Origin of the sequence: Streptomyces sp. NBC_00075, assembly GCF_045041225.1 — a bacterium.
Lineage (GTDB): Bacteria > Actinomycetota > Actinomycetes > Streptomycetales > Streptomycetaceae > Streptomyces > Streptomyces adonidis.
Genome location: NZ_CP108243.1, coordinates 285700 through 304742, shown reverse-complemented (window position 1 = coordinate 304742; position 19043 = coordinate 285700). Strand labels below are relative to the sequence as shown.

At 70.6% G+C, this 19043-nt stretch carries 20 protein-coding genes and 2 pseudogenes; 8 read left to right on the top strand and 14 right to left on the bottom strand.

The window, feature by feature from the left end:
• The first annotated feature begins 225 nt into the window (after window positions 1–225).
• Both OG787_RS01435 and OG787_RS01430 read left to right on the top strand, forming a co-directional pair.
• Complete coding sequence (locus OG787_RS01435; RefSeq protein WP_351838430.1) at window positions 226–591, top strand: RNHCP domain-containing protein; 366 nt, start codon at window positions 226–228, stop codon at window positions 589–591.
• A gap of 26 nt (window positions 592–617) precedes the next feature.
• On the top strand, window positions 618–1034 hold the full coding sequence (locus OG787_RS01430; RefSeq protein ID WP_369034206.1) for an RNHCP domain-containing protein: 417 nt from the start codon (window positions 618–620) through the stop codon (window positions 1032–1034).
• Window positions 1035–1200: 166 nt separating this feature from the next.
• Here OG787_RS01430 and OG787_RS01425 read toward each other — a convergent pair.
• Window positions 1201–1371 (bottom strand): annotated as a pseudogene (locus tag OG787_RS01425) (transposase); the annotation flags it as partial.
• Window positions 1371–1520, bottom strand: a pseudogene (locus OG787_RS01420) (DNA alkylation repair protein); the annotation flags it as partial. The pseudogenes OG787_RS01425 and OG787_RS01420, both read right to left, overlap by 1 nt.
• A gap of 130 nt (window positions 1521–1650) precedes the next feature.
• Here OG787_RS01420 and OG787_RS01415 point away from each other — a divergent pair.
• A complete protein-coding gene (locus OG787_RS01415; RefSeq protein ID WP_405534039.1) occupies window positions 1651–3330 on the top strand; it encodes a protein kinase domain-containing protein in 1680 nt (559 codons plus the stop codon).
• 19 nt (window positions 3331–3349) lie between these two features.
• Here OG787_RS01415 and OG787_RS01410 read toward each other — a convergent pair whose 3' ends face one another.
• The 3 genes from OG787_RS01410 to OG787_RS01400 form a co-directional block, all read right to left on the bottom strand.
• Window positions 3350–4198 carry a hypothetical protein gene (locus tag OG787_RS01410; RefSeq protein ID WP_405534038.1) on the bottom strand — a complete coding sequence of 283 codons (849 nt, stop codon included), beginning with the start codon at window positions 4196–4198 and terminating at the stop codon, window positions 3350–3352.
• Between the two features lie 184 nt (window positions 4199–4382).
• Window positions 4383–5036 (bottom strand): response regulator, encoded by a 654-nt coding sequence (locus OG787_RS01405; RefSeq protein ID WP_369034203.1) that lies wholly within the window; start codon window positions 5034–5036, stop codon window positions 4383–4385.
• Between the two features lies 1 nt (window position 5037).
• Window positions 5038–6180 carry a sensor histidine kinase gene (locus OG787_RS01400; protein WP_405534037.1) on the bottom strand — a complete coding sequence of 381 codons (1143 nt, stop codon included), beginning with the start codon at window positions 6178–6180 and terminating at the stop codon, window positions 5038–5040.
• Between the two features lie 222 nt (window positions 6181–6402).
• On the opposite strand from OG787_RS01400, the gene OG787_RS01395 reads away from it, so the two are divergent.
• Complete coding sequence (locus tag OG787_RS01395; protein WP_405534036.1) at window positions 6403–7047, top strand: hypothetical protein; 645 nt, start codon at window positions 6403–6405, stop codon at window positions 7045–7047.
• Here OG787_RS01395 and OG787_RS01390 read toward each other — a convergent pair.
• The 5 genes from OG787_RS01390 to OG787_RS01370 are packed head-to-tail and all read right to left on the bottom strand — an operon-like array spanning window position 6974 to window position 11539.
• Entirely contained in the window at window positions 6974–8077 is a 1104-nt protein-coding gene (locus OG787_RS01390) for a DUF475 domain-containing protein (protein ID WP_405534035.1), read from the bottom strand. The two genes, OG787_RS01395 and OG787_RS01390, sit on opposite strands and share 74 nt — an antisense overlap.
• Window positions 8078–8079: 2 nt before the next feature.
• Window positions 8080–8475, bottom strand: coding sequence for a universal stress protein (locus OG787_RS01385; protein WP_369034199.1), 396 nt, complete (start codon window positions 8473–8475; stop codon window positions 8080–8082).
• A 24-nt stretch (window positions 8476–8499) separates the two neighbouring features.
• Window positions 8500–9999: a tripartite tricarboxylate transporter permease gene (locus OG787_RS01380; RefSeq protein ID WP_369034198.1), complete on the bottom strand. Its 1500-nt coding sequence runs from the start codon at window positions 9997–9999 to the stop codon at window positions 8500–8502.
• Entirely contained in the window at window positions 9999–10532 is a 534-nt protein-coding gene (locus tag OG787_RS01375) for a tripartite tricarboxylate transporter TctB family protein (protein ID WP_405534034.1), read from the bottom strand. Before OG787_RS01375 ends, OG787_RS01380 begins: the two co-directional genes overlap by 1 nt.
• On the bottom strand, window positions 10529–11539 hold the full coding sequence (locus OG787_RS01370) for a Bug family tripartite tricarboxylate transporter substrate binding protein (RefSeq protein WP_369034196.1): 1011 nt from the start codon (window positions 11537–11539) through the stop codon (window positions 10529–10531). Before OG787_RS01370 ends, OG787_RS01375 begins: the two co-directional genes overlap by 4 nt.
• Window positions 11540–11705: 166 nt before the next feature.
• On the opposite strand from OG787_RS01370, the gene OG787_RS01365 reads away from it, so the two are divergent.
• Window positions 11706–13298 carry an ATP-binding protein gene (locus tag OG787_RS01365; protein WP_405540378.1) on the top strand — a complete coding sequence of 531 codons (1593 nt, stop codon included), beginning with the start codon at window positions 11706–11708 and terminating at the stop codon, window positions 13296–13298.
• Window positions 13295–13969, top strand: a complete 675-nt coding sequence (locus tag OG787_RS01360; protein WP_369034195.1) for a response regulator — start codon at window positions 13295–13297, stop codon at window positions 13967–13969. The genes OG787_RS01365 and OG787_RS01360 overlap by 4 nt, the downstream gene beginning before the upstream one ends.
• Window positions 13970–13983: 14 nt before the next feature.
• On the opposite strand, the gene OG787_RS01355 is transcribed toward OG787_RS01360, so the two are convergent.
• A complete protein-coding gene (locus OG787_RS01355) occupies window positions 13984–14526 on the bottom strand; it encodes a hypothetical protein (protein ID WP_405534033.1) in 543 nt (180 codons plus the stop codon).
• 215 nt (window positions 14527–14741) lie between these two features.
• On the opposite strand from OG787_RS01355, the gene OG787_RS01350 reads away from it, so the two are divergent.
• Window positions 14742–15875, top strand: a complete 1134-nt coding sequence (locus OG787_RS01350; RefSeq protein WP_369034193.1) for an acyl-CoA dehydrogenase family protein — start codon at window positions 14742–14744, stop codon at window positions 15873–15875.
• Window positions 15876–15964: 89 nt separating this feature from the next.
• Entirely contained in the window at window positions 15965–17008 is a 1044-nt protein-coding gene (locus OG787_RS01345) for a sulfotransferase (protein WP_405534032.1), read from the top strand.
• 8 nt (window positions 17009–17016) lie between these two features.
• Here OG787_RS01345 and OG787_RS01340 read toward each other — a convergent pair whose 3' ends face one another.
• The 3 genes from OG787_RS01340 to OG787_RS01330 are packed head-to-tail and all read right to left on the bottom strand — an operon-like array spanning window position 17017 to window position 18965.
• Window positions 17017–17370: a VOC family protein gene (locus tag OG787_RS01340; protein WP_369034191.1), complete on the bottom strand. Its 354-nt coding sequence runs from the start codon at window positions 17368–17370 to the stop codon at window positions 17017–17019.
• A 54-nt stretch (window positions 17371–17424) separates the two neighbouring features.
• Window positions 17425–18162, bottom strand: coding sequence for an HAD family hydrolase (locus OG787_RS01335; RefSeq protein WP_405534031.1), 738 nt, complete (start codon window positions 18160–18162; stop codon window positions 17425–17427).
• Window positions 18159–18965, bottom strand: a complete 807-nt coding sequence (locus tag OG787_RS01330; RefSeq protein WP_405534030.1) for a DeoR/GlpR family DNA-binding transcription regulator — start codon at window positions 18963–18965, stop codon at window positions 18159–18161. Before OG787_RS01330 ends, OG787_RS01335 begins: the two co-directional genes overlap by 4 nt.
• Window positions 18966–19043 lie beyond the last annotated feature (78 nt).

Here is a 19043-nt window from a genome sequence, read left to right as displayed (position 1 = left end):
CTGGAAGAGGTGTACTGATGTCCCGGCCCGCGCCGAGTGCGCCTCGCCGTACCGCGTAACCGTCCGCCAGCTTCCGCTCCCCGTTTCTCCGGGCTGCTGCCGGACGTTTCCTCCGGTGCTCTGACCTGCCTGTCCGCCGTTCCGCGGTGTTATCGGGCTGTCCTCTGACGAGGCCACTCGGCCTGCTCTTGCTGTCCTGATCGACTTCCAGCAAGGAGCACCCGGGTGTCCAGCCACACCACCACCAACACTCTCAGCCTCAGCACCTTCGCCTGCACCTGGTGCGGGCTGACCGTGTCCGCGTACGCCGCCGACGGCGCTCTGCGCAACCACTGCCCCTCCTGCCTGCACTCCCGGCACGTCCTCGACCACGTCGAGGACGGTCCGAGCGACTGCGAGGGCCGGATGTCCCCGATCGCCATCGCCGTGCTTCGCACAGGTGACTGGATGGTGATCCACCGCTGCGTGCGCTGCGACGAGCTAACCTCGAACCCGGTGTGTGCGGACGACAACCAGCTGATCCTGATGCGCATGGCGGTCCGCCCGCTGGCCCAACCGCCCTTTCCGCTCGAAGCGTTCGGAACCCTCTGACCGCCCGACAGGAAAGGAGCACGGCCATGTCACGCGCCAACAGCCGTCGCGGGCGGCGCCGTCCGCAGCGGCACAAGGATGTCCTGCACACCCAGGGTGGGCACCGGGCAGGCGACTTCCGGTGCACGTCCTGCCGGCTCGACGTGTCGCTGGACGCGCCCGGCACCGCGCACCGCAACCACTGCCCCAACTGCCTGGCCAGTCTGCACGTCGACCGGAAGATCCCGGGCGACCGCGACGCGGACTGCCGCGGCCGGATGGAGGCGCTGGGCATGTCCGTCCGCCCGGACGGCGAGTGGATAATCATCCACCAGTGCGTCTCCTGCGGCGAGCTCAGCGCCAACCGCATCGCCGGTGACGACAACCCGCTCGCCCTGGTCCGCCTCGCCCTCAGGCCCCTCGCCGATCCCAAGCGCGCCAGCCGCGCCCTGCTCACCCTGTGACCCGGCCGTGCCGACCGTGGGCGGGGCGCCCCCCGATGCCGCGCCCCGCCCACGGCCCCCCGCCCACGAACATCACCATTACCGAAAAGGAGCACTCCTGTGAACCTGGGGCTTCGTCATGAAGCGCATGGCCACCTGCACTGCCAGAACACCAGCATGGGCCGCTTCAACGCGAGGTTCGTAGCCGGCGGAGGCATATGAGGCTTGCAGGCCAGAAAGAGCAGGCCCTGATGGAGGTCAGCGCGTCGCTCGTAGCGGGTGCGGAGCCGTTTGAACTGGTGCAGCCAGGCGAAGGCACGCTCCCCACCACCCAACGGACCTTGCCCAGTCCCGAACCGTCTTCCAGAGGTCCCGCGAGAGTTCCTGCTGCGTCTTCAGCCGCTTCGCGACCGCGCGCAGCTTGCTGAGGTTCACCCCGTGATCGTCACCGTGCTTCTCGTTCACCGCGCGAGCTCCGGGGTCCTCCAGCGAGGCCAGTTCGGCCATCACCTCGGCCAACGCCGTCTCGGTCACCGCGGCCTCCTCTCCGTCCGTGCGGGAGTCAGCGTACGACGGGAATCGGGGCCGGTGAGGGGTGCGGTGAGCGTTGTCGGTGGTGGCGTCTAGGCTCCCGTCCATGAGTGAGGCAGACAGAGGCGCCGGACGGCGGATCGTCGACGGGCGCTTCGAGTTGGAGGCCCGTCTCGGCGGAGGCGGGATGGGCACCGTCTGGCGGGCCAGGGACGTGGTGCTGCACCGGCTGGTGGCCGTCAAGGAGGTCCGCCCGCCCGACCGGGACCTCGCCGAGTACGACCCCGAGGGCGCGCGGATGCTGCGTGAGCGGGTGCTGCGCGAGGCCAGGGCCCTGGCCCGGATCGACCATCCGAACGTCGTCACCATCCACCACATCGTCGACGGCGGCGAGGGCACCTACCCGTGGCTCGTCATGGAACTGGTCAGCGGCGGCTCGCTGGCCGACCGGCTGGCCAAGGGACCGATGCCGACGGACGAGGCGGCACGGACCGGCCGGGGCGTACTGGCCGCGCTGACCGCGGCGCACGACGCGGGCATCCAGCACCGGGACGTCAAGCCCGCCAACGTCCTCCTGCGGCCCGACGGGCGCCCGGTGCTCACCGACTTCGGCATCGCCGCGATCCGCGAGGCGACCGGCCTCACCGCCACGGGCTCCATCATCGGTACGCCCGACTTCATGGCCCCCGAGCGCATCTCGGGCCACGAGGGCGGCGCCGCCTCCGACCTGTGGTCCCTGGCGATGATGCTGTACACCGCGGTCGAGGGCCACCACCCGCTGCGCCGCGCCAGCACCCTGGCCACCCTCGCCGCGGTCCTCCACGACGAGGTGCCACCGCCCGTACGGGCCGGAGCCCTGGGCCCGGTGCTGATGGGCGTACTCGTACGGGACCCCGCGGCGCGGCCGTCCACGGCGGTGCTGGACCGACAGCTCGCCGCGATCGAATCGGCGCCCCCGGCCCGACCGACGGCCGAGTGGCACCAACCCACCTCCTACCCGCTGGCCCCGCCGTCCGCCGCCTCGGCCCCGCGGACCACCGCCGGGTTCGGGCCGCCGCCGGTCGTCCCCGGGCCCGGGAGGATCACGGGCGTGCCGGCGACCGCACCCGTACGGCCGGCACGCGGGCGTGCGCCTGGCCTGATAGCCCTGCTGGGTGTGTCGGGAACCTCGCTCGCCGCTGTCCTGCTGTGGTGGCTGCTGCCCCTCGGCGGCGACTCGGGTGACGCGGCATCGGGCGCCCCGACGTCAACATCGTCCACATCGCCCCCAGGGTCGAGCGCGTCACAGACGATCGCTGCCCCGGATGCCGAGCAGTCCGGGGGGACCCAGAGCACCTCGCTGCTCACCCCGGACGGCATCCGCTCCGCCATCAAGGCGCTGAAGGAGAAGAGCGGGCGGGAGAGGTTCGGTTCCTTCACCGTCTACCCGGACTTCGCGTCGGCCAGGATGATGGTCGACGGCAGCGACACCAAGTACGACGACTACACCTACCGCCCCGGCGAAGGCGTGGAGAAGGGCACATCCGCGGGCACCCTGTCCTCCAGCGACCAGCCGGTCGATCTCGACATCTTCAACTGGGACAGGCTTCCAGCCCTCCTCGCGGAGGCGGACAAGAAGCTGAACGTCGACGATCCGGAGTACCGCTACCTGTTGCTGAGGCTGCCCGACACCTCACGCGAGACCCCGGCCGAGATAGCCGTCTACCTCTCGGACGCGTACGGGGCCGGCTTCCTGGAGGCGGACACCCAGGGCAGGGTGACCGACGTGTCACCCGCCAAGGACTGACCGACCCCGCGCCGAGGGATCAGCTGATGCAGACCAGCCCGAGCAGGCAGATCTCCGACGGCGAGGACGAGGACGACGAGGAGGACGACTCGGACGGCGAGGGAGTCGCCGACGAGGTGTCCGTGTCCGACGTACTTGTGCTGTCGGTCGCCGAGGGGGTGGGCGAGGCCGTCGTCTCCGTGACGGTGCCCGTGGCACCGGACACCTCGGAGGCCGTCTGCGACACGGCCGAGGTCGTCGCCGCTGTCAACGGAACCTTGACGCTGTCCTGCTGGACCGCCGTCGGTGCCGTCGGCGTGGCCACGGGTGTGACGGCGGACTGCTCGTGCGGCGCGTTCGCCGTGGCGGAGCCGGTGGTGAGCGGCGAGGTGCGCTCGGCCCGGTGGGTGGTGTCGGTCGGCGTCGACGGGACCGGAACGGAGTCCGTGGCCTCCTCCTCCGCGATCCCCATGACCTCCCGGTCCGGCGCGGTGGCCGTCTGCGTCCGGTCGGTGGACTGGCGGTTCAGCGAGGAGACGGTCATGCCTCCGCCGACTATGGCGACCGCGGTGGCGACCAGGGCCCTGCGCTGCGTCTTCTTCCAGCGTTCCCGCTGGCGACGCCGTGCCGCCCGGCCCACAGGCGCGGGAGGTGCCGGGACGTCCGAGTCGTCGTACGGCTGCTCCTGCGGCGCCCGGCCGGGGGCCTCGGCGCCGGAGTCCACCTCGTTCCACGGGGCGGCGGAGACCTGCCGCTCCGCCCCACCCGTCGTGGCGTACGGGGCCCGTGTTCCGACGGCGAGGGGAGCGATGTCCGGGGCGTAGGCGCCGCACCCGGGGCATACGAGGGCGCCGTTGAGATGCCGACGACACGTGGAGCAGTAGTCCATCTGGGGTCTTCCTGTGTTCACTTTCGCACGGGGGAGCGAGTCGCGAGCAAAGGTAGCGAGGCTTTCCAGGGGGTGTGTGCAGCCTGTGTGACGCTCCTGCGCAGATGCGTCCGGGGCATGGCGGCCCTACGACACATCCACGTGCCGTTTCCGTCGATTGCGCGGCATTTGGCCCGTACGGGCTTCACAACAGGCCGAGGTCCCGCGCCCGGAGCGCCGCCTGGGTGCGGTCGCGCAGGGCGAGGCGGGTGAGGATGCGGGACACGTGGTTCTTGACCGTGCCCTCGCTGACGTACAGACGGGCCGCGATCTCACGGTTGGTGTGGCCCTGTGCCAGGAGCCGCAGGATGTCCGTCTCGCGCGGGCTCAGCGACACGGCGGGAGGTGCGCCGGCGGGGGAGGGGGTCGGCAGGGCGGCGGTGAGGTGGCGGGCGACGGAGGAGTCGAGCTGGGTGACGCCCGCGTGTGCCAGGCGTACCGCGTGGGCGAGCTCCTCGGCGGGCAGGTCCTTGAGGAGGTAGCCGTGGGCTCCGGCGCGCAGTGCCTGGACGACGTACTCCTCGTCGTCGAACGTCGTCAGCATCACCACGCGGCACTCCGGGGCCCGGCCGCGCAGGACGGCCACGGCCTCGACGCCGTCCATCTCCGGCATCCGTACGTCCATGAGGACGACGTCCGGGCTCAGTTCGAGGGTCTTCGCGACCGCGTCCCGGCCGTCGACCGCCGTACCGACGATCTCGATGCCCGGCCGGATGGACAGTAGGGAGGCGATGCCGTCCCGGATGAGCCGCTGGTCGTCCACCACCAGCACCCGTACCGGCGTCGGCTCCTGGTCCATGTCACGCCACCCCCGTCCGCCCACGCGGAACCGTCACCGTCAGCCGGGTACCGGCGCCCGGACCGCTGTCGATCTCCACCCTCCCCGCCACCAACTGCACCCGTTCCCGCATCCCGACCAGCCCGAACCCGCCGGCCGCCGTGGCCGGTGCGAAGCCCCGGCCGTCGTCCGTCACCACCAGCCGCGCGGCGTCCCCGGCCAGCCGGACCACCACCGTCACCCGCGAGGCCAGCGCATGGCGACGCGCGTTGGTCACACCCTCCTGCGCGGCCCGGTACAGGGCCGTCAGCTCGGCCGTGCCGTAGCCGTCCTCGTCGCCGCTCACCTCGACGGTGACCCGCGGAGGCGCTCCGCCGTCCCGCGCCAGGCCGTTCAGCGCGTCCGACAGCGCGGGCCGCACCGCCTCGTCGCGCAGCGCGTGCACCGACTGCCGTACGTCGCCCAGGGCGAGCCGCACCGATTGCCGCGCCTCATTGAGTGCCCGCTGGGCCGCGTCGGGGTCCAGGGCCCGGAAGTCCGAGGCCATCTCCAACTGCACGGACATCGCGGTGAGATGGTGACCGAGACTGTCGTGGATGTCCCGGGCCAGCCGGTTGCGCTCGGCGGCGGCGGACAGCGCGGCGACCCGGGCGGCGTACTCCTGGAGTTCGATCCGGGCCCGCTGCTCGCCGACCGCCACGGCGGCCATGGAGAGCGCCAGCACCAGGCCGACGGTGAGCATCAGCAGATCGGAGACGTGTTCAAGGTCGCGGTACCAGCCGGGGGCGGTGAGCAGGTACGAGGTGAGCAGCCCGGCGAGGCACAGGGCGCCCAGGGTGAGCGCGGTCGTGCGGCCGAAGGCGAAGTAGGCGGTGAACGGCAGCAGCACGAACAGGACTTGGGACAACCCGGAGGCGTCGAGGAGCACCACCGCGACGATCAGACCGCACCGCGCCAGCAGCGCCGGCACCCGGGACGCGGGCCGCCGCCGTACCGCCGCCTCCAGGGCGAACAGCGCCCCGATCGCGGCGGCGAACCCGGCCGTCCGCCACCCCGACGGCCCCGGGCCCTCACCCAGACCGGCCGCCGCGTAGTACAGACCGCCGACGAGCACCGCGCCGTACAGCAGCGGCGCCACCCACCGCACGGGCACATACGCCGCCATGACACCCCCTCACCCGCTGTCGCCAGGCTAAGGCGCGGGCGGCCCCCGAGGGAGCCCGGTGAAGGAACCCTGGCCGATCGGCACCTGCCGAACGGCCGTACAGCGCCCGGGAGATGGTGACTTCCGACCACCCGATGTCGCCGCCCCGCACCTCCCGCCGCAGGTCGCCCGCTCCCTACGGTTGCCGCCCTGACCCACTGTCCGAGCAACCGGAGCGGTCCCATGTCCTCGCCCCTGCCCATCACTTCGACGACAGCCGATTCGACGACAACCCGTGCCGGCGCCCTCTGCGGAGTGCTGGCCGGTCTGCTGATCGCCCTGCCCGCGCTGGTCGAGATCTTCACCGGGGAGACCTCCGCGACCAGTGTCCTCCTCGCCCTGTCCCCGGCGTTCGCCCTGCCGCTGCTCACCGCGCTGCACCGGCGGCAGAGCCCGGCCGCCGGCCGCTTCGGGGACATCGCCCACACCGTGAACCTCATCGGTCTCGGCCTGTTCGGCGGTGCCGCGTTCGCCGGGAACCTGGTGCTCTTCTACTTCGACGAGGAGGTCCTGGACGAGACCCTCACCGGCCCCACCGTCCCCGTGCTCATCGGCTCAGCCGCCGTCTTCGCCGTGGGCTGCGCCCTGTTCGGAGCGGCCATGCTCCGCGCGCGGGTGTTCCCGAAGGTCCCGTCGTGGGGGTACGCCGTCGTCCTGCCCCTGTTCGCGTTCCTGACCTCACTTCCGGAGTCCCTGCTCACGAGTTCGCTGCACATCCTGGTCGGCGCGATCCTGATCCGGCTCTCGGTCGCGCTCAGTTCCCCTCCGCCGTCTCAAGAGCCCGGTTACGGCGTACCGACGACAGGAACGAGGCCGCGATCAGGATGACGCCGACCAGGCCGGTGATGATCTCGCTGATCTCGTACTGGATGGTGACGAGGAGGATGCCGGCGAGGGCGCCGATCGCGTAGTGGGCGCCGTGCTCCAGGTAGACGTAGTCGTCGAGGGTGCCCTGGCGGACCAGGTAGACGGTGAGCGACCGGACGTACATCGCGCCGATGCCCAGTCCGAGCGCCATCCAGAAGATGTGGTTGGTGATGGCGAAGGCGCCGATCACACCGTCGAAGGAGAAGGACGCGTCCAGGACTTCGAGGTAGAGGAAGAGGAAGAAGGCGGCCTTGCCGGCGAGGGCGGCCACCGAGACCGGTTTGCCCTCGGCCCTGGCCTTCTCCTCTTCCTCGTGTTCGTGTTCCTCGTCGTCCTCGAGCCTGTCCTCGAAGTAGCCGGAGAGACCGCCGACGACCATGTACGTGATCAGCCCGGCGACGCCGGAGAGCAGCACCGTGGCCGACTTGTCCGCATGGCCCGTGCTGATGTGCGCGTGGGTGGCGACGGTCGTCGCCGAGACCAGCAGCACGATCAGCGCGACACAGACCGACAGCATGTCGACCTTGCCGAGCCTGGCCAGCGGGCGCTCCAACCACCCGAGCCACTTGATGTCGCGGTCCTCGAAGACGAAGTCGAGGAAGATCATCAGCAGGAACATGCCACCGAAGGCGGCGATCGCCGGGTGGGCGTCGGTGACGAGGTCCTCGTACCGCCCGGGGTTGTCGATGGCGAGTTCGACCGCCTCGACGGGACCGACCTTCGCGCTGATGGCGACGATCACGACCGGGAAGACCAGTCGCATACCGAACACCGCGATGAGAATGCCGACCGTGAGGAAGAGCCTCTGCCAGAAGGCGTTCATCTTCTTGAGGATTCCGGCGTTGACGACCGCGTTGTCGAAGGACAGCGAGATCTCCAGGACCGACAGGATCAGGACGATCCCGAACGCCTCCCAGCCCCACTGCCACGCGGCGAAGACCAGGCCGGCCACCGTGACGGCGAACGACCACCCGAAGGTTCTCCCCACCATGCCTACACCGCCGCCTTCACGGCGAGGACCGGGCATTCGGTGCCCAGCAGGATCTGCTGCGCGGCCGAGCCCGTGATCAGCTTGCCGACCGCGCTCCGGCGCCGCAGGCCGATCACCACGAGGGACACGTCCAGCTTCTCCGCCAGCTCGATGATCTCCTCGGCGGCATCGCCCCCGCCCAGCACCTGGCGGATGTCGAACTCGATGCCCAGCGCGGCGAGATCCTCCCGCACATGAGCCAGATCCGGCTCCTGCGCGAACCGCGGGTCCACATAGGCGTCCCCGCGCGAGGTGTTCACCACCAGCAGCTTCTCGCCGCGCAGCCGGGCCTCGGCGATCCCCGCCCGTAGCGCGGCCTCACCCTCGGGTGAGGGTACGTATCCGACCAGTACGGTCATGTCTGCTCTTCCTCTCAGGCACTCTCAGGCAGTTCGCTCAGGCAGCCGACGTACGGCGAGCCGCCGCACCAGCGGCCAGACCAGCACCAGCACGATCACCGCGTACACCGCGTAGGACACGGGCCCGCCCACCAGGCCCGACAGTTCGCCGCCCGACAGCTGGAGGGAGCGCCGTCCCTGTAGTTCGGCCCGTGGGCCGAGGATGACGCCGATGATCAGCGGCAGCACCGGCAGCCCGAACCGCCGCATCGCGAAGCCCAGCAGCCCCAGCGTCAGCAGCAGGAACAGGTCCAGGGGCTGGGCGTTGACGGCGTACGCGCCCATCGACGCGAAGAACAGGATCCCCGCGTAGAGATAGGGGCGAGGTATCTGAAGCAGTTTCGCCCAGGCCGGCGCGAGCGGCAGATTCAGCAGGAGCAGCATCAGGTTGCCGACGAACAGGCTGGCGATCAGCACCCAGACCAGGCTCGCCTCCCGCTCGAACAGCAGCGGGCCGGGCTGGATGCCGTACGACTGGAACGCGGCCAGCATGACCGCGGCGGTCGCGTTCGTCGGGAGGCCGATGGCCAGCATCGGGACCAGCGTGCCCGCCGCCGAGGCGTTGTTCGCGGCCTCGGGACCGGCGACGCCCTCGATCGCGCCCTTGCCGAACTCCTCCGGGTGCTTGGTCAGCCGCTTCTCCGTCGCGTACGACAGGAACGTCGGGATCTCGGCGCCGCCGGCCGGGAGCGCACCGAAGGGGAAGCCGAACGCCGTACCGCGCAGCCACGGCTTCCAGGACCGCTTCCAGTCCTTCCTGCCCATCCACGGCCTGCCGACCGGGATGATCTCGACGGGCTTGCGCCGCAGATGCGCGGCCACCCACAGCGCCTCGCCGACGGCGAAGATCCCGACGGCGACCACCACCACGTCGATCCCGTCGGCCAGCTGCGGGACACCCAGGGTGAGCCGCTGCTGCCCGGACACCGTGTCGATACCGACCAGGCCGATCGTCAGACCCAGCAGCAGCGAGATCAGACCCCGGATACGGGACGCGCCCAGCACGGACGTGACCGCGATGAAGGACAGCAGCATCAGGGCGAAGTAGTCGGGCGCGCCCAGGCTGACCGCGAAATCCACCACGAACGGGGTGACCAGGACCAGCAGCAGGGTGCCGATCGTGCCCGCCACGAAGGAACCGATCGCGGCGGTCGCGAGGGCCTGCGCCGCCCGGCCCGCCTTGGCCATCTTGTTGCCCTCGATGGCCGTCACCACCGAGGACGACTCCCCGGGGGTGTTCAGCAGGATCGAGGTCGTCGAACCGCCGTACATCCCGCCGTAGAAGATCCCGGCGAACATGATGAACGCCTGCACCGGCTCCATGCCGTAGGTGATCGGCAGCAGCAGGGCCACGGTCATCGCCGGACCGATGCCCGGCAGCACGCCCACCGCGGTGCCGACCAGGACGCCGATCAGCGCCAGCAGCAGGTTCATCGGGGCGACGACGTCCTCGAAGCCCTGCATCAGGTTGTTCAGGTTGTCCATCAGAGGATTCCTTGCAGCACACCGGCCGGGAGGGTCACACCGAGCCCGATCGCGAAGGCGTAGAACGTGGTGAGCGACATCGCCACCGCGATCAGCAGATTGCGTACGTAGTGCCGGTTGCCGAGGGCGAACGCCGTTCCCCAGAACAGCAGCGCGCCGCTGATCACCCAGCCGAGCCGTTCGATCAGCACCGCGTTCACCACGAACGCGCCGATCAGGAGCAGCACCGTGCGCCAGTCCGTGCCCTGCGACAGGTCGACGTCCTCGCCTGCCTCCGGCTCACCGTGGCCGCCCCGGGCCACGTCGACCGCGTACGCCGCCGCGACCAGCAGGAGCAGTACGCCCAGGATCACGGGCACCGCGCGCGGGCCCACCGGGTCGGTGCTGCTGGTGATGTGCGGGATGCCGAGGCCGTCCACGATCACCGCGATGCCCACCAGGACGAGGAACGCGCACACGCCGTACTGCGCGCGGTCCTTGCCCTGCGGTGGACGGGCGTCCTCGACGCTCCGTTCGTCGACCTGGGCGCTCATGCCAGACCGAGCTCGGTCAGCAGGTCGGCGACGGACTTGTCCTGCTCCGTGAGGAAGGAGCCGAAGTCGTCACCGGTGACGAACGCGTCGGTCCAGCCGCGCTTGGTCAGCTCGGACTTCCACTGCGCCGAGTCGTGCATCGTGGTGAGGGAGTCGATCCAGGTCTTCGTCTGCTCGTCGGTGATCCCGGGAGGGGCGACGATCCCGCGCCAGTTGGTGAAGACCAGGTCGATCCCCGAGTCCTTGAGGGTGGGGGCGTCCTTGACGGCGTCGATAGGCTTCTCGCTGGTCACCGCCAGGACCCGCACCTGCCCGGCCTCGATCTGGTCGAGGAACTCACCGTACCCGCTGGCACCGAAGGCGATCTTGTTGCCCAGGATGGCGGGCAGCAGCTCACCGCCGCCGTCGTACGAGATGTAGTTGACGTCCTTCGGCTCGATGCCGACCGCCTTCGCCAGCTGCATCGGCAGGAGGTGGTCCGGGCCGCCCGGCGACGAGCCGCCGCCCACCGCGACCTTCTTCGGGTCCTTCTTCCACGCGGTGACCAGGTCGTCGATCGTCTTGTAGGGGGAGTCCTTCGACACGACGATCGCGCCGGCCTCCTCGATCAGCTTGGCGAGGGGCGTGGTGTCGGTGAGCGTCGCCGCCGACTTAGAGGTGTACGAGGAGCCGACGACCCCCAGCCCCATCTGCATGGCGAGCTTGCCGTTGCCCTTCTCGTTCACCAGCCGCTGGAGGCCCACGGTGCCGCCCGCCCCGGGCAGGTTGTACACCTGCGCCCCGGACGCCACCTTGACGTCCTGCATCACCTGGGCGACCGTCCGGGCGGTGACGTCGTACCCGCTGCCCGGGGTGTTGGGCACCATGATCCGCAGACCGGTGACGGGCTTGCCGCCCGTGCCTGCGCTCCCCGAGTCCTCCTTCTCCGCGGTGGCACCGCAGGCGCTCACGGCGAGTATCGACACAGTGGCAAGAGCTGAGAGAAGTGCGGCTCTGCGAGTTCTCATGGCTCATCTCTTTCGCTTGGGCGAGTCCGGCGCCATGATTGTGCGGCTCGGGGGACACCCCGTCTGCCTTGTGTGACCATTGAAGGTTGAGTTCATAGTGGTCGTTGTGTCACGCCGTCATACGCTCGCCGGTGAGCTGCTGGTATTGCAGCTCACGGGCGTGGTGATGGTGCTGTTCGCGGTCGCCGCGGTGTCGCTGGCGCAGTCGAGGGCGACGTTCGACCGGGTCGAGGGCCGGCGGGTGAGCGCCCTCGCCGAGGAGATGGCCGGAAACCCACTGTTGCGCACCCAGCTCGTCCGTCCCGCCCCCGGTGAGACCCTCGCACCGCTGCTACAGACCACGCTCGTGCGGTCGAACGTCACCTCCGTCACGGTCGCCGACGAACACGGCAGGATCGTCGCCTCCACCAACCCCACCCTGGTCGGGACAGAGCTGCCGGTCGACGGGCCCAGCGTCGCGCAGGCACGCGGCTGGTCCGGGGAGCTGCCGGTGGACGGGGTCCGCGAGCTGGTCGCCCAGGTCCCGGTGCTCGGCGAGGACCTGGATCACGTCGGCGAGCACCTCGGCACGGTCATGATCGGACGGGTCTCACCGACGGTCTGGCAGCGGCTGAGCGGAGCCTCCTCGTATCTGCTCGCCTATCTCGGCATCGCGAGCGTGCTCGGGGTCGCCGGGTCCTGGCTGCTGGCCCGGCGGATCAAACGCCAGACCTTCGGCCTCGAACCCCGCGAGATCGCGGGCCTCGCCGAGCACCGGGAGGCCATGCTGTTCGGGATAGCCGAGGGCGTGATCTCGCTCGACCCGCACCTGCGGCTCACCCTGGTCAACGAGGTCGGCCGCAAACTGCTCGACCTGCCCGAGGACTGCGTCGGGATGAGCCTGGCCGACCTCGGCATCGAGGGCAGGCTGTACGACGTCCTGGCCGGGACCGGCGGCGAGCAGGGCGCCGAGCACGGCAGCGAGCGACGCGACGAGGTGGTCGTACGCCGGGGGCGGGTGCTGGTGATGAACCGGATGGACGTCACCAAGGACGGCCGCCGGCTCGGCTCGGTGACGACCCTGCGCGACCGCACCGAACTGGCCCAGCTGGAACGCGAGTTGGGCTCGTTCCGCAGCAGCACCGAACTGCTGCGCGCCCAGGCCCACGAGTTCTCCAACCAGCTGCACACCATCTCCGGGCTGATCCAGATCGGCGAGCACGACGAGGTCGTACGGTATGTCCGCGCCCTGCGCAAGCACCGCGAGTCGCTCGACCTGACTCTCACCAGCCGGGTCCGCGACCATGCCGTCGCCGCGCTGCTCACCGCGAAGTCGGCGCTCGCGGCGGAGCGCCGGGTCGAGCTGCGGATCTCGGAACTCACGGCCCTGGACCGGCTGGAACCGACGGACTCCGCGGATGTGGCGACGGTGGTCGGCAACCTCGTCGACAACGCCCTCGACGCCGCCGCGGCCCCGGACCACGCGGACGAGGCCTGGGTGGAGGTCGAACTGCGGCAGGACGCGTCGAGCGTGGAGATAGTGGTGCGCGACTCGGGCCCGGGTGTGGCCCCCGAGCTGGCCCAGGAGGTGTTCTCCCGGGGCTTCACCACCAAGGCCGCGCAGGGCGGCGACCGGGGGATCGGGCTGGCGCTCACCCGGCTGGTCTGCACCCGCAGAGGGGGCGAGGTGTCGGTGGCGAACACCCATCCCGGTGCCGTCTTCACGGCCCGGATGTCCGTGGGTCAGCTCACCGATCGGGAGACGGAGGAGGTCCGATGATCGACGTCCTGGTGGTCGAGGACGACTTCATGGTGGCGCGGATCCACCGGGGGTTCGTCGACGGAGTCGACGGCTTCCGCGTGGTCGGATCCGCGAACTGCGGGGAACAGGCACTCTCCGCAGCCGCCGAACTCCAGCCCGACCTGGTGCTGCTCGACCTGTATCTGCCCGACATGTTCGGCCTCGATGTCATCCCGAGGCTGCGGACGGCGGCCCAGGACTGCGACGTGCTGGTGATCAGCGCCGCCCGCGAGGCGGAGGCGGTCCGGGGCGCCGTACGCCAGGGAGTGGTCGACTACCTGCTGAAACCCTTCGACGCCGACGACCTCAAGCACCGGCTGGAGCGCTACAGCGCCCGGCGCGGCAATCTGCACGCTGCCACCGTCAGCGGGCAGGCCGACGTGGACCGCGCACTGGGACGGACGGCGGCTCCGACGGTGACGCCCACCCTGCCGAAGGGCATGAGCGTGGAGACCGCCGAACTCGTCCAGCGCGCACTGCGCACGGCCGACGGAACCCTGTCCGCCGCCGAGTGCGCGACCAGGGTCGGCATCTCACGCGTCAGCGCGCGCCGCTACCTCGAATACCTCAGCGTCACGGGCCAGGCGGTGGTGACCCTGCGGTACGGGCAGACGGGGCGCCCCGAGCGGCGCTACCACTGGCACACCTGAGCGGACACCGTGGGTCAGTCCAGCTCCTCGTCCGCCCTGGACAGCGCGTCGGTGATCAGACGGGTGGCGAAGTCGTGGTCCTCGGCGATCCGGTTGATGTGCTCCGCGAGCAGGACCGCCGTGGCCTCCAGGGGATTCATCTCGGCGTCGGTCCAGAGCCCGTACTGCGCACGCCACAGGTTGGGGCTCAGACCGGTGCCCGCGGCGACGACCAGGCCGGCCATGGTGGGGATGATCTCGGGCCGGAAGGTCTTGGGCATCATGCGCATCGTGGCCACGAGGGTGGGCACCACGTACTCGATGACGTCCTTGTCGTGGTCCTCGTGGGCCTTCCTCAGCCACTCCATGAACATGTAGATGAGGGTGCACGCGCCGTCCACCAGTGCGTCGACCCCCTCGGGACCCAAGGTCGCGGCGTACTGCTGGATCAGCTGCTGCTGTTGCGGGTCCGTGTCGGTCTTGCCGTCGTGGATCGCTCTGATCCGGGAGTCGACCACCATGAGCGCCGCCCCCACGTCGCCGGCGGGAGCGTACTGGGGGTCACAGGGCGATGACACGGGATTCCTCCTCGTCCGACCGCGGCGGGCGGCGCGGCATGTCTGTACGGTAGACCGCCGGGCGGAGGAGGGTCCGGGGAATCCGGATGTGGTGCCTTGCGGCGTTTGCCCCCTCGAATCATTGATCGGGCCCCACCGAACGCGGCCGAGCCGCGCGTTGACGAACAGATGACGAACTTGGCGTCCCTACAGGGCGATGCGAGGGGATTGTTCTCATGACACATGCGCTGGATGTCCCGGGGCCGAAGCTGGACCGGGTGCTGGCCGTGGTCGAGGATCGGCGGGCCGAGTTCGAGAAGAAACGGCACGTTCCGCGCGAGGTGATCGCCGTGTTCAAAGACGCGGGACTCTACCGGGCGAGCGTGCCACGGCGGTTCGGCGGCGACGCCCTTGCGCCCGCGGAGTTCCTCCGCCTGATCGAGCGGATCTCGGTCGTCGACGGCTCGGCCGGCTGGGTCGCGAGCTTCGGCTGCTCCGGCGTCTACCTGGCAGGCCTACCACTCGACACCCAGGCCGAGTTGTACGCCGACGGACCCGATGTCGCCTTCGCGGGCGGCCTGTTCCCCGTACAACCCGCCGAGCGCGTCGAGGGCGGCTACCGGGTCTCGGGCCGTTGGAGGTTCGCCAGCGGCTGTATGGGCGCGGACGTCCTCGGCGTCGGCATCAAGGCCGGTGCCGACAAGGCGGGACGGCCCCTCACCGCCGTACTGCGGCCCGACCGGGTGCGGATCGCCGAGAACTGGGACGTCATCGGTCTGCGCGGTACCGGCAGCCATGACCTGGTGGTCGACGGGGCCGTCGTACCCGAGGAGTGGACGTTCGTCCGTGGCGGCGCCGCCACCGTCGACGAACCCCTCTACCGCTATCCGACCGTCCCCTACGCCTCCCAGGTCCTGGCCGTCGTCGGCCTCGGTGTCGCCCGCGCCGCCCTCGACCACGTCATCGCGCAAGGTGGCCGGTCCGGCTACACGGGCGCCCCCAAACCCGCCGAACGCGCCACCTACCGCATCGCGGTCGGCCGGGCGGAGGCCCAACTCCGGTCCGTACGCGCCTTCTTCTACGAGGCCACGGAGGAGGCGTGGGCGATGGTCCGGGCCGGCGACCCCGTCACCGCCCACCGGGCGAGCATGCTGCGCCTGGCCTCCGCGCACCTCGCCAAGACCTCCTTCGAGGTCGTCCGGACCGCCTACCAACTCGGCGGCATCGACGCCGTCGCCGACGACAGCCCTCTCCAGCGCTACTTGCGTGACGCCTCGGTCGTACCGCAGCACGCCTTCCTCCAGGAGGGCATGTACGACGGCGCGGGCGCGGTCCTCATGGGCGTCCAGGCTTTCCCCGGCTACCTCTAGGACTCGCGGGGTGCGCAACCTGCCGGGCCGGGCAGAGTTGAACAGCGCGCACCGTCCACCACTCGAAATCCACCAGTCGAAAGGGGATCATGCGTTCTCTGACCTTCGTCTTCGGTACGGGCCGCAGCGGCTCCACGGCGCTGTCCCGCATCCTCAACTCCCACCCGGACGTGCTGAGCCTGAACGAGTTCATGGCCTCGGTGGGCGACGCCTCCTTCCCCCAGGGGAAAGTGGGCGGCGAGGAGTTCTGGCAGGCGCTCTCCGACCCCGCGCCGCACTTCGAGCGGATGATCCGCAGCGGGCTGCCGCTGCCGGAGTTCCTCCACACCAGCCGCCCCGGCAGATACTCGGGGCGGACCACGGCCGGCATTCCCGCGCTCTCCCTGATGGTGCTGCCCCACCTCACCGACGACCCGGACGGACTCCTCGACGAACTCGGCGCGGCGGTCGTCCAGTGGCCGCGGCGCACCGCCGCCGAGCACCACCGGGCCCTGTACGAACTGCTCTGCGCCCGCTTCGGACGCACCGCCGTCGTGGAGCGCTCGGGCTACTCGACCGGCTGGGCACCGGGACTGCGGGAGGCCTTCCCCGACGCGAAGTTCGTGCACATGTTCCGCGACGGCCCCGACTGCGCCCTGTCCATGAGCCGCCACCCCGGATACCGCGCGATCTGCCTGCTCCGCGAGATCAAGACCCGCGCCGGCATCGACAGCTTCGGCGACCTGACCCCCGAGCACGTCCGCGCACTGCCCCCGGACCTGGCACCACTTCTCGACGACCGCTTCGACCCGGCCCTCGTACGCGACCGCGACATCCCCCTGCGGACCTTCGGCACCCTGTGGTCCCAACTCGTCACCGAGGGAACGGAGTTCCTCACCGGGCTCCCCGCCGACCGGCGCACCACCCTCTCCTACGAGGACCTCCTGGACAGCCCTGCCGAAGACCTGACCCGCCTGGCGGAGTTCATCGGCGTGGACCCTGTGCCGAGCTGGCTGAAGGCAGGGTCGGCCCTGCTGGACCACAGTCGGCGAGGCTCCGCCCTGAGTCTGCCCGCCGCCGAACTCGCCGCACTGCGGGAGAGCTGCGCCCCGGGCACCCGCGTCCTGGAGGGCCGAGTGTCACCGCCCGCGTGAGGGTGCGGTCAGGCGGGCTGCCACAGCTCGACCCGGTTGCCCTCGGGGTCGGTGACCCAGCCGAACCGACCCACACCTTCCATGTCCTGCGTCTCCTCGGCGACGTCCGCTCCCCGGGCGCGCAGTTGCGCGAGCATCGCGTCCAGGTCGCGGACCCGGAAGTTGAGCATGGTCTGCTGGGTACGGGACCCGAAGTAGTCGGTGTCGGACTCGAACGCCGCGAACACCGTGGGCCCGGCCGCCTGCTCCCACAGGCCGTGCTCGTCGGCGTCCAGGCCCAGACAGTCGCGGTACCAAGCGCTCAGGGCCACCGGATCGGCCGCCCGCATGAAATGTCCACCGATGCCAAGCACACGTTCCATGCGGTCATCCTGCCAGCAGGGTGATGAGTCCGCCTTCGCATGCTGCCCCCGCTGTCAGTCCACGAGCCGCAACACGTCCGCCAGGCCGCGTTCACCGGTGCGGTGCTCGGCCGGGAGGATGTAGGTGCGCAGACCGCAGGCCGCCGCGCCCCCGTCACGGACCGGGTTGTCACCGACCATGAGGGTGGCCCGCGGGTCCGCGCCCAGGTCGGCGCAGGCCTTCAGGAACAGCTGCGGATCGGGCTTCTCCCGGCCCTGCTCGTACGAGACGACGCAGGTGTCGATCAGGGCGTCAAGCCCGTGATGGGCGAGGTGGATGCGCAGATCCCAGGCGAAGTCGCTCACGACGGCGACGCGCAGTCCGCGCTCGCGCAGGGCCCGCAGCACCGGTTCGGTGTCGGGGTACGGGACCCAGGCGTCCGGGGCGGTGAGTTCCCGGTAGGCCGCCTCCTCCGCGCCGCGCAGGAAGTCCACCCGCTCCCACCAGCCCCACATGGCACGGCGGTGCTGTTCGCAGGAGAGGTCCCGTCCCTCCTGGAGGGCGACGACGGACGGCAGCCGGAAGGCGGCCCGCAACTGGTCGGAGATCTCCGCCACCGCACCCGGCGCGTCCAGCACGGCGGGACGGCCCGTGGCGGCGGCGACCCGGTGCAGCCAGGTGTCCAGGTCGATCATCTGGAAGATGGTGTTGCTGAAGTCGAACAGCACTGCCTGGACCGGGGGCACCGGCGCGGCTGTCTGGGCGTCACTGGGGTGGTAGGCGGTCGGCGTTTCGAACAGGGTGCGGATCACAGGGCGGGCTCTTCGGGTTCGACCGTCTCGACGGGTGCGCCGAGGTCGCGCATGGCCGTGAGTTCCCCCTCGGGGGTGCCGGTGTCGGTGATGACGGAGTGGTAGTCGGCCGCGGTGCCGTACGCGTACGTGGCGGTCTTGCCGAACTTGGAGTGGTCCACCAGGAGCAGTGCCTGATCGGCGGAGGCGAGCATGGCCAGCTTCACCTCGACGTAGTCGCTCAGGGGGTGGAAGAGCCGGCCGTCCAGGACGGCCGTGGCGGACATCAGGGCGAGGTCGGCCCGGATCAGGGACAGGGCGCGGGTGACGGAGGGACCGGTGCAGGAGTTGAAGTCGCCGCGGTAGTGACCGCCGAGCAACGTGACACTCACGCCCGGCGCGGCACCGAGGCGCTGCGCGAGGCCGACGGAGTTGGTGACGATGTTCAGCTGGTCCAGCTCGGCCAGCGCCGGGACCAGGGGGAACAAGGTCGTCGAGTCGTCCATGAGCACCGTGCTGCCCGGCCTGATCCGGCTGACGACGGCCGCGCACAGCGCGTTCTTGGCCGCGAGGGCGCTGTTCTCACGGAAGCGGGTGGCCGTCTCCATGGTGAGGGCGGGGAAGGCGACGGCCCGCCCCCGCTCCTTGCGCAGGAGATGGCGCCCGGCGAGGTCGTCGAGGTCCCGGTGCATCGTCATCAGACTGACGTCGAAGTGCCGGGCGAGGTCGTCGATACGGGTCTCGTCGTGTTCGGCGACATACCGCAGCACGGCCTGCCGCCGCTCCTCGACGGCCGCCTGTGACAGTCGGGTACGCGCGGTCACGGCGCCCCTCCTTCCCGGTCGCTCCGATCTCGCAGTTTCCCACACGGCCCGGTGGGGGCCGTGTTTCGTCCGCTCCCC

Coding starts and splice junctions, on each gene's coding strand:
- OG787_RS01410 (WP_405534038.1), bottom strand. CDS start 4,198: ATGGACTACTGCTCCACGTGTCGTCGGCATCTCAACGGCGCCCTCGTA.
- OG787_RS01405 (WP_369034203.1), bottom strand. CDS start 5,036: ATGGACCAGGAGCCGACGCCGGTACGGGTGCTGGTGGTGGACGACCAG.
- OG787_RS01365 (WP_405540378.1), top strand. CDS start 11,706: ATGGTGCTGTTCGCGGTCGCCGCGGTGTCGCTGGCGCAGTCGAGGGCG.
- OG787_RS01375 (WP_405534034.1), bottom strand. CDS start 10,532: ATGAGCGCCCAGGTCGACGAACGGAGCGTCGAGGACGCCCGTCCACCG.
- OG787_RS01395 (WP_405534036.1), top strand. CDS start 6,403: ATGTCCTCGCCCCTGCCCATCACTTCGACGACAGCCGATTCGACGACA.
- OG787_RS01360 (WP_369034195.1), top strand. CDS start 13,295: ATGATCGACGTCCTGGTGGTCGAGGACGACTTCATGGTGGCGCGGATC.
- OG787_RS01385 (WP_369034199.1), bottom strand. CDS start 8,475: ATGACCGTACTGGTCGGATACGTACCCTCACCCGAGGGTGAGGCCGCG.
- OG787_RS01370 (WP_369034196.1), bottom strand. CDS start 11,539: ATGAGAACTCGCAGAGCCGCACTTCTCTCAGCTCTTGCCACTGTGTCG.
- OG787_RS01345 (WP_405534032.1), top strand. CDS start 15,965: ATGCGTTCTCTGACCTTCGTCTTCGGTACGGGCCGCAGCGGCTCCACG.
- OG787_RS01380 (WP_369034198.1), bottom strand. CDS start 9,999: ATGGACAACCTGAACAACCTGATGCAGGGCTTCGAGGACGTCGTCGCC.
- OG787_RS01340 (WP_369034191.1), bottom strand. CDS start 17,370: ATGGAACGTGTGCTTGGCATCGGTGGACATTTCATGCGGGCGGCCGAT.
- OG787_RS01415 (WP_405534039.1), top strand. CDS start 1,651: ATGAGTGAGGCAGACAGAGGCGCCGGACGGCGGATCGTCGACGGGCGC.
- OG787_RS01400 (WP_405534037.1), bottom strand. CDS start 6,180: ATGGCGGCGTATGTGCCCGTGCGGTGGGTGGCGCCGCTGCTGTACGGC.
- OG787_RS01350 (WP_369034193.1), top strand. CDS start 14,742: ATGACACATGCGCTGGATGTCCCGGGGCCGAAGCTGGACCGGGTGCTG.
- OG787_RS01430 (WP_369034206.1), top strand. CDS start 618: ATGTCACGCGCCAACAGCCGTCGCGGGCGGCGCCGTCCGCAGCGGCAC.
- OG787_RS01390 (WP_405534035.1), bottom strand. CDS start 8,077: ATGGTGGGGAGAACCTTCGGGTGGTCGTTCGCCGTCACGGTGGCCGGC.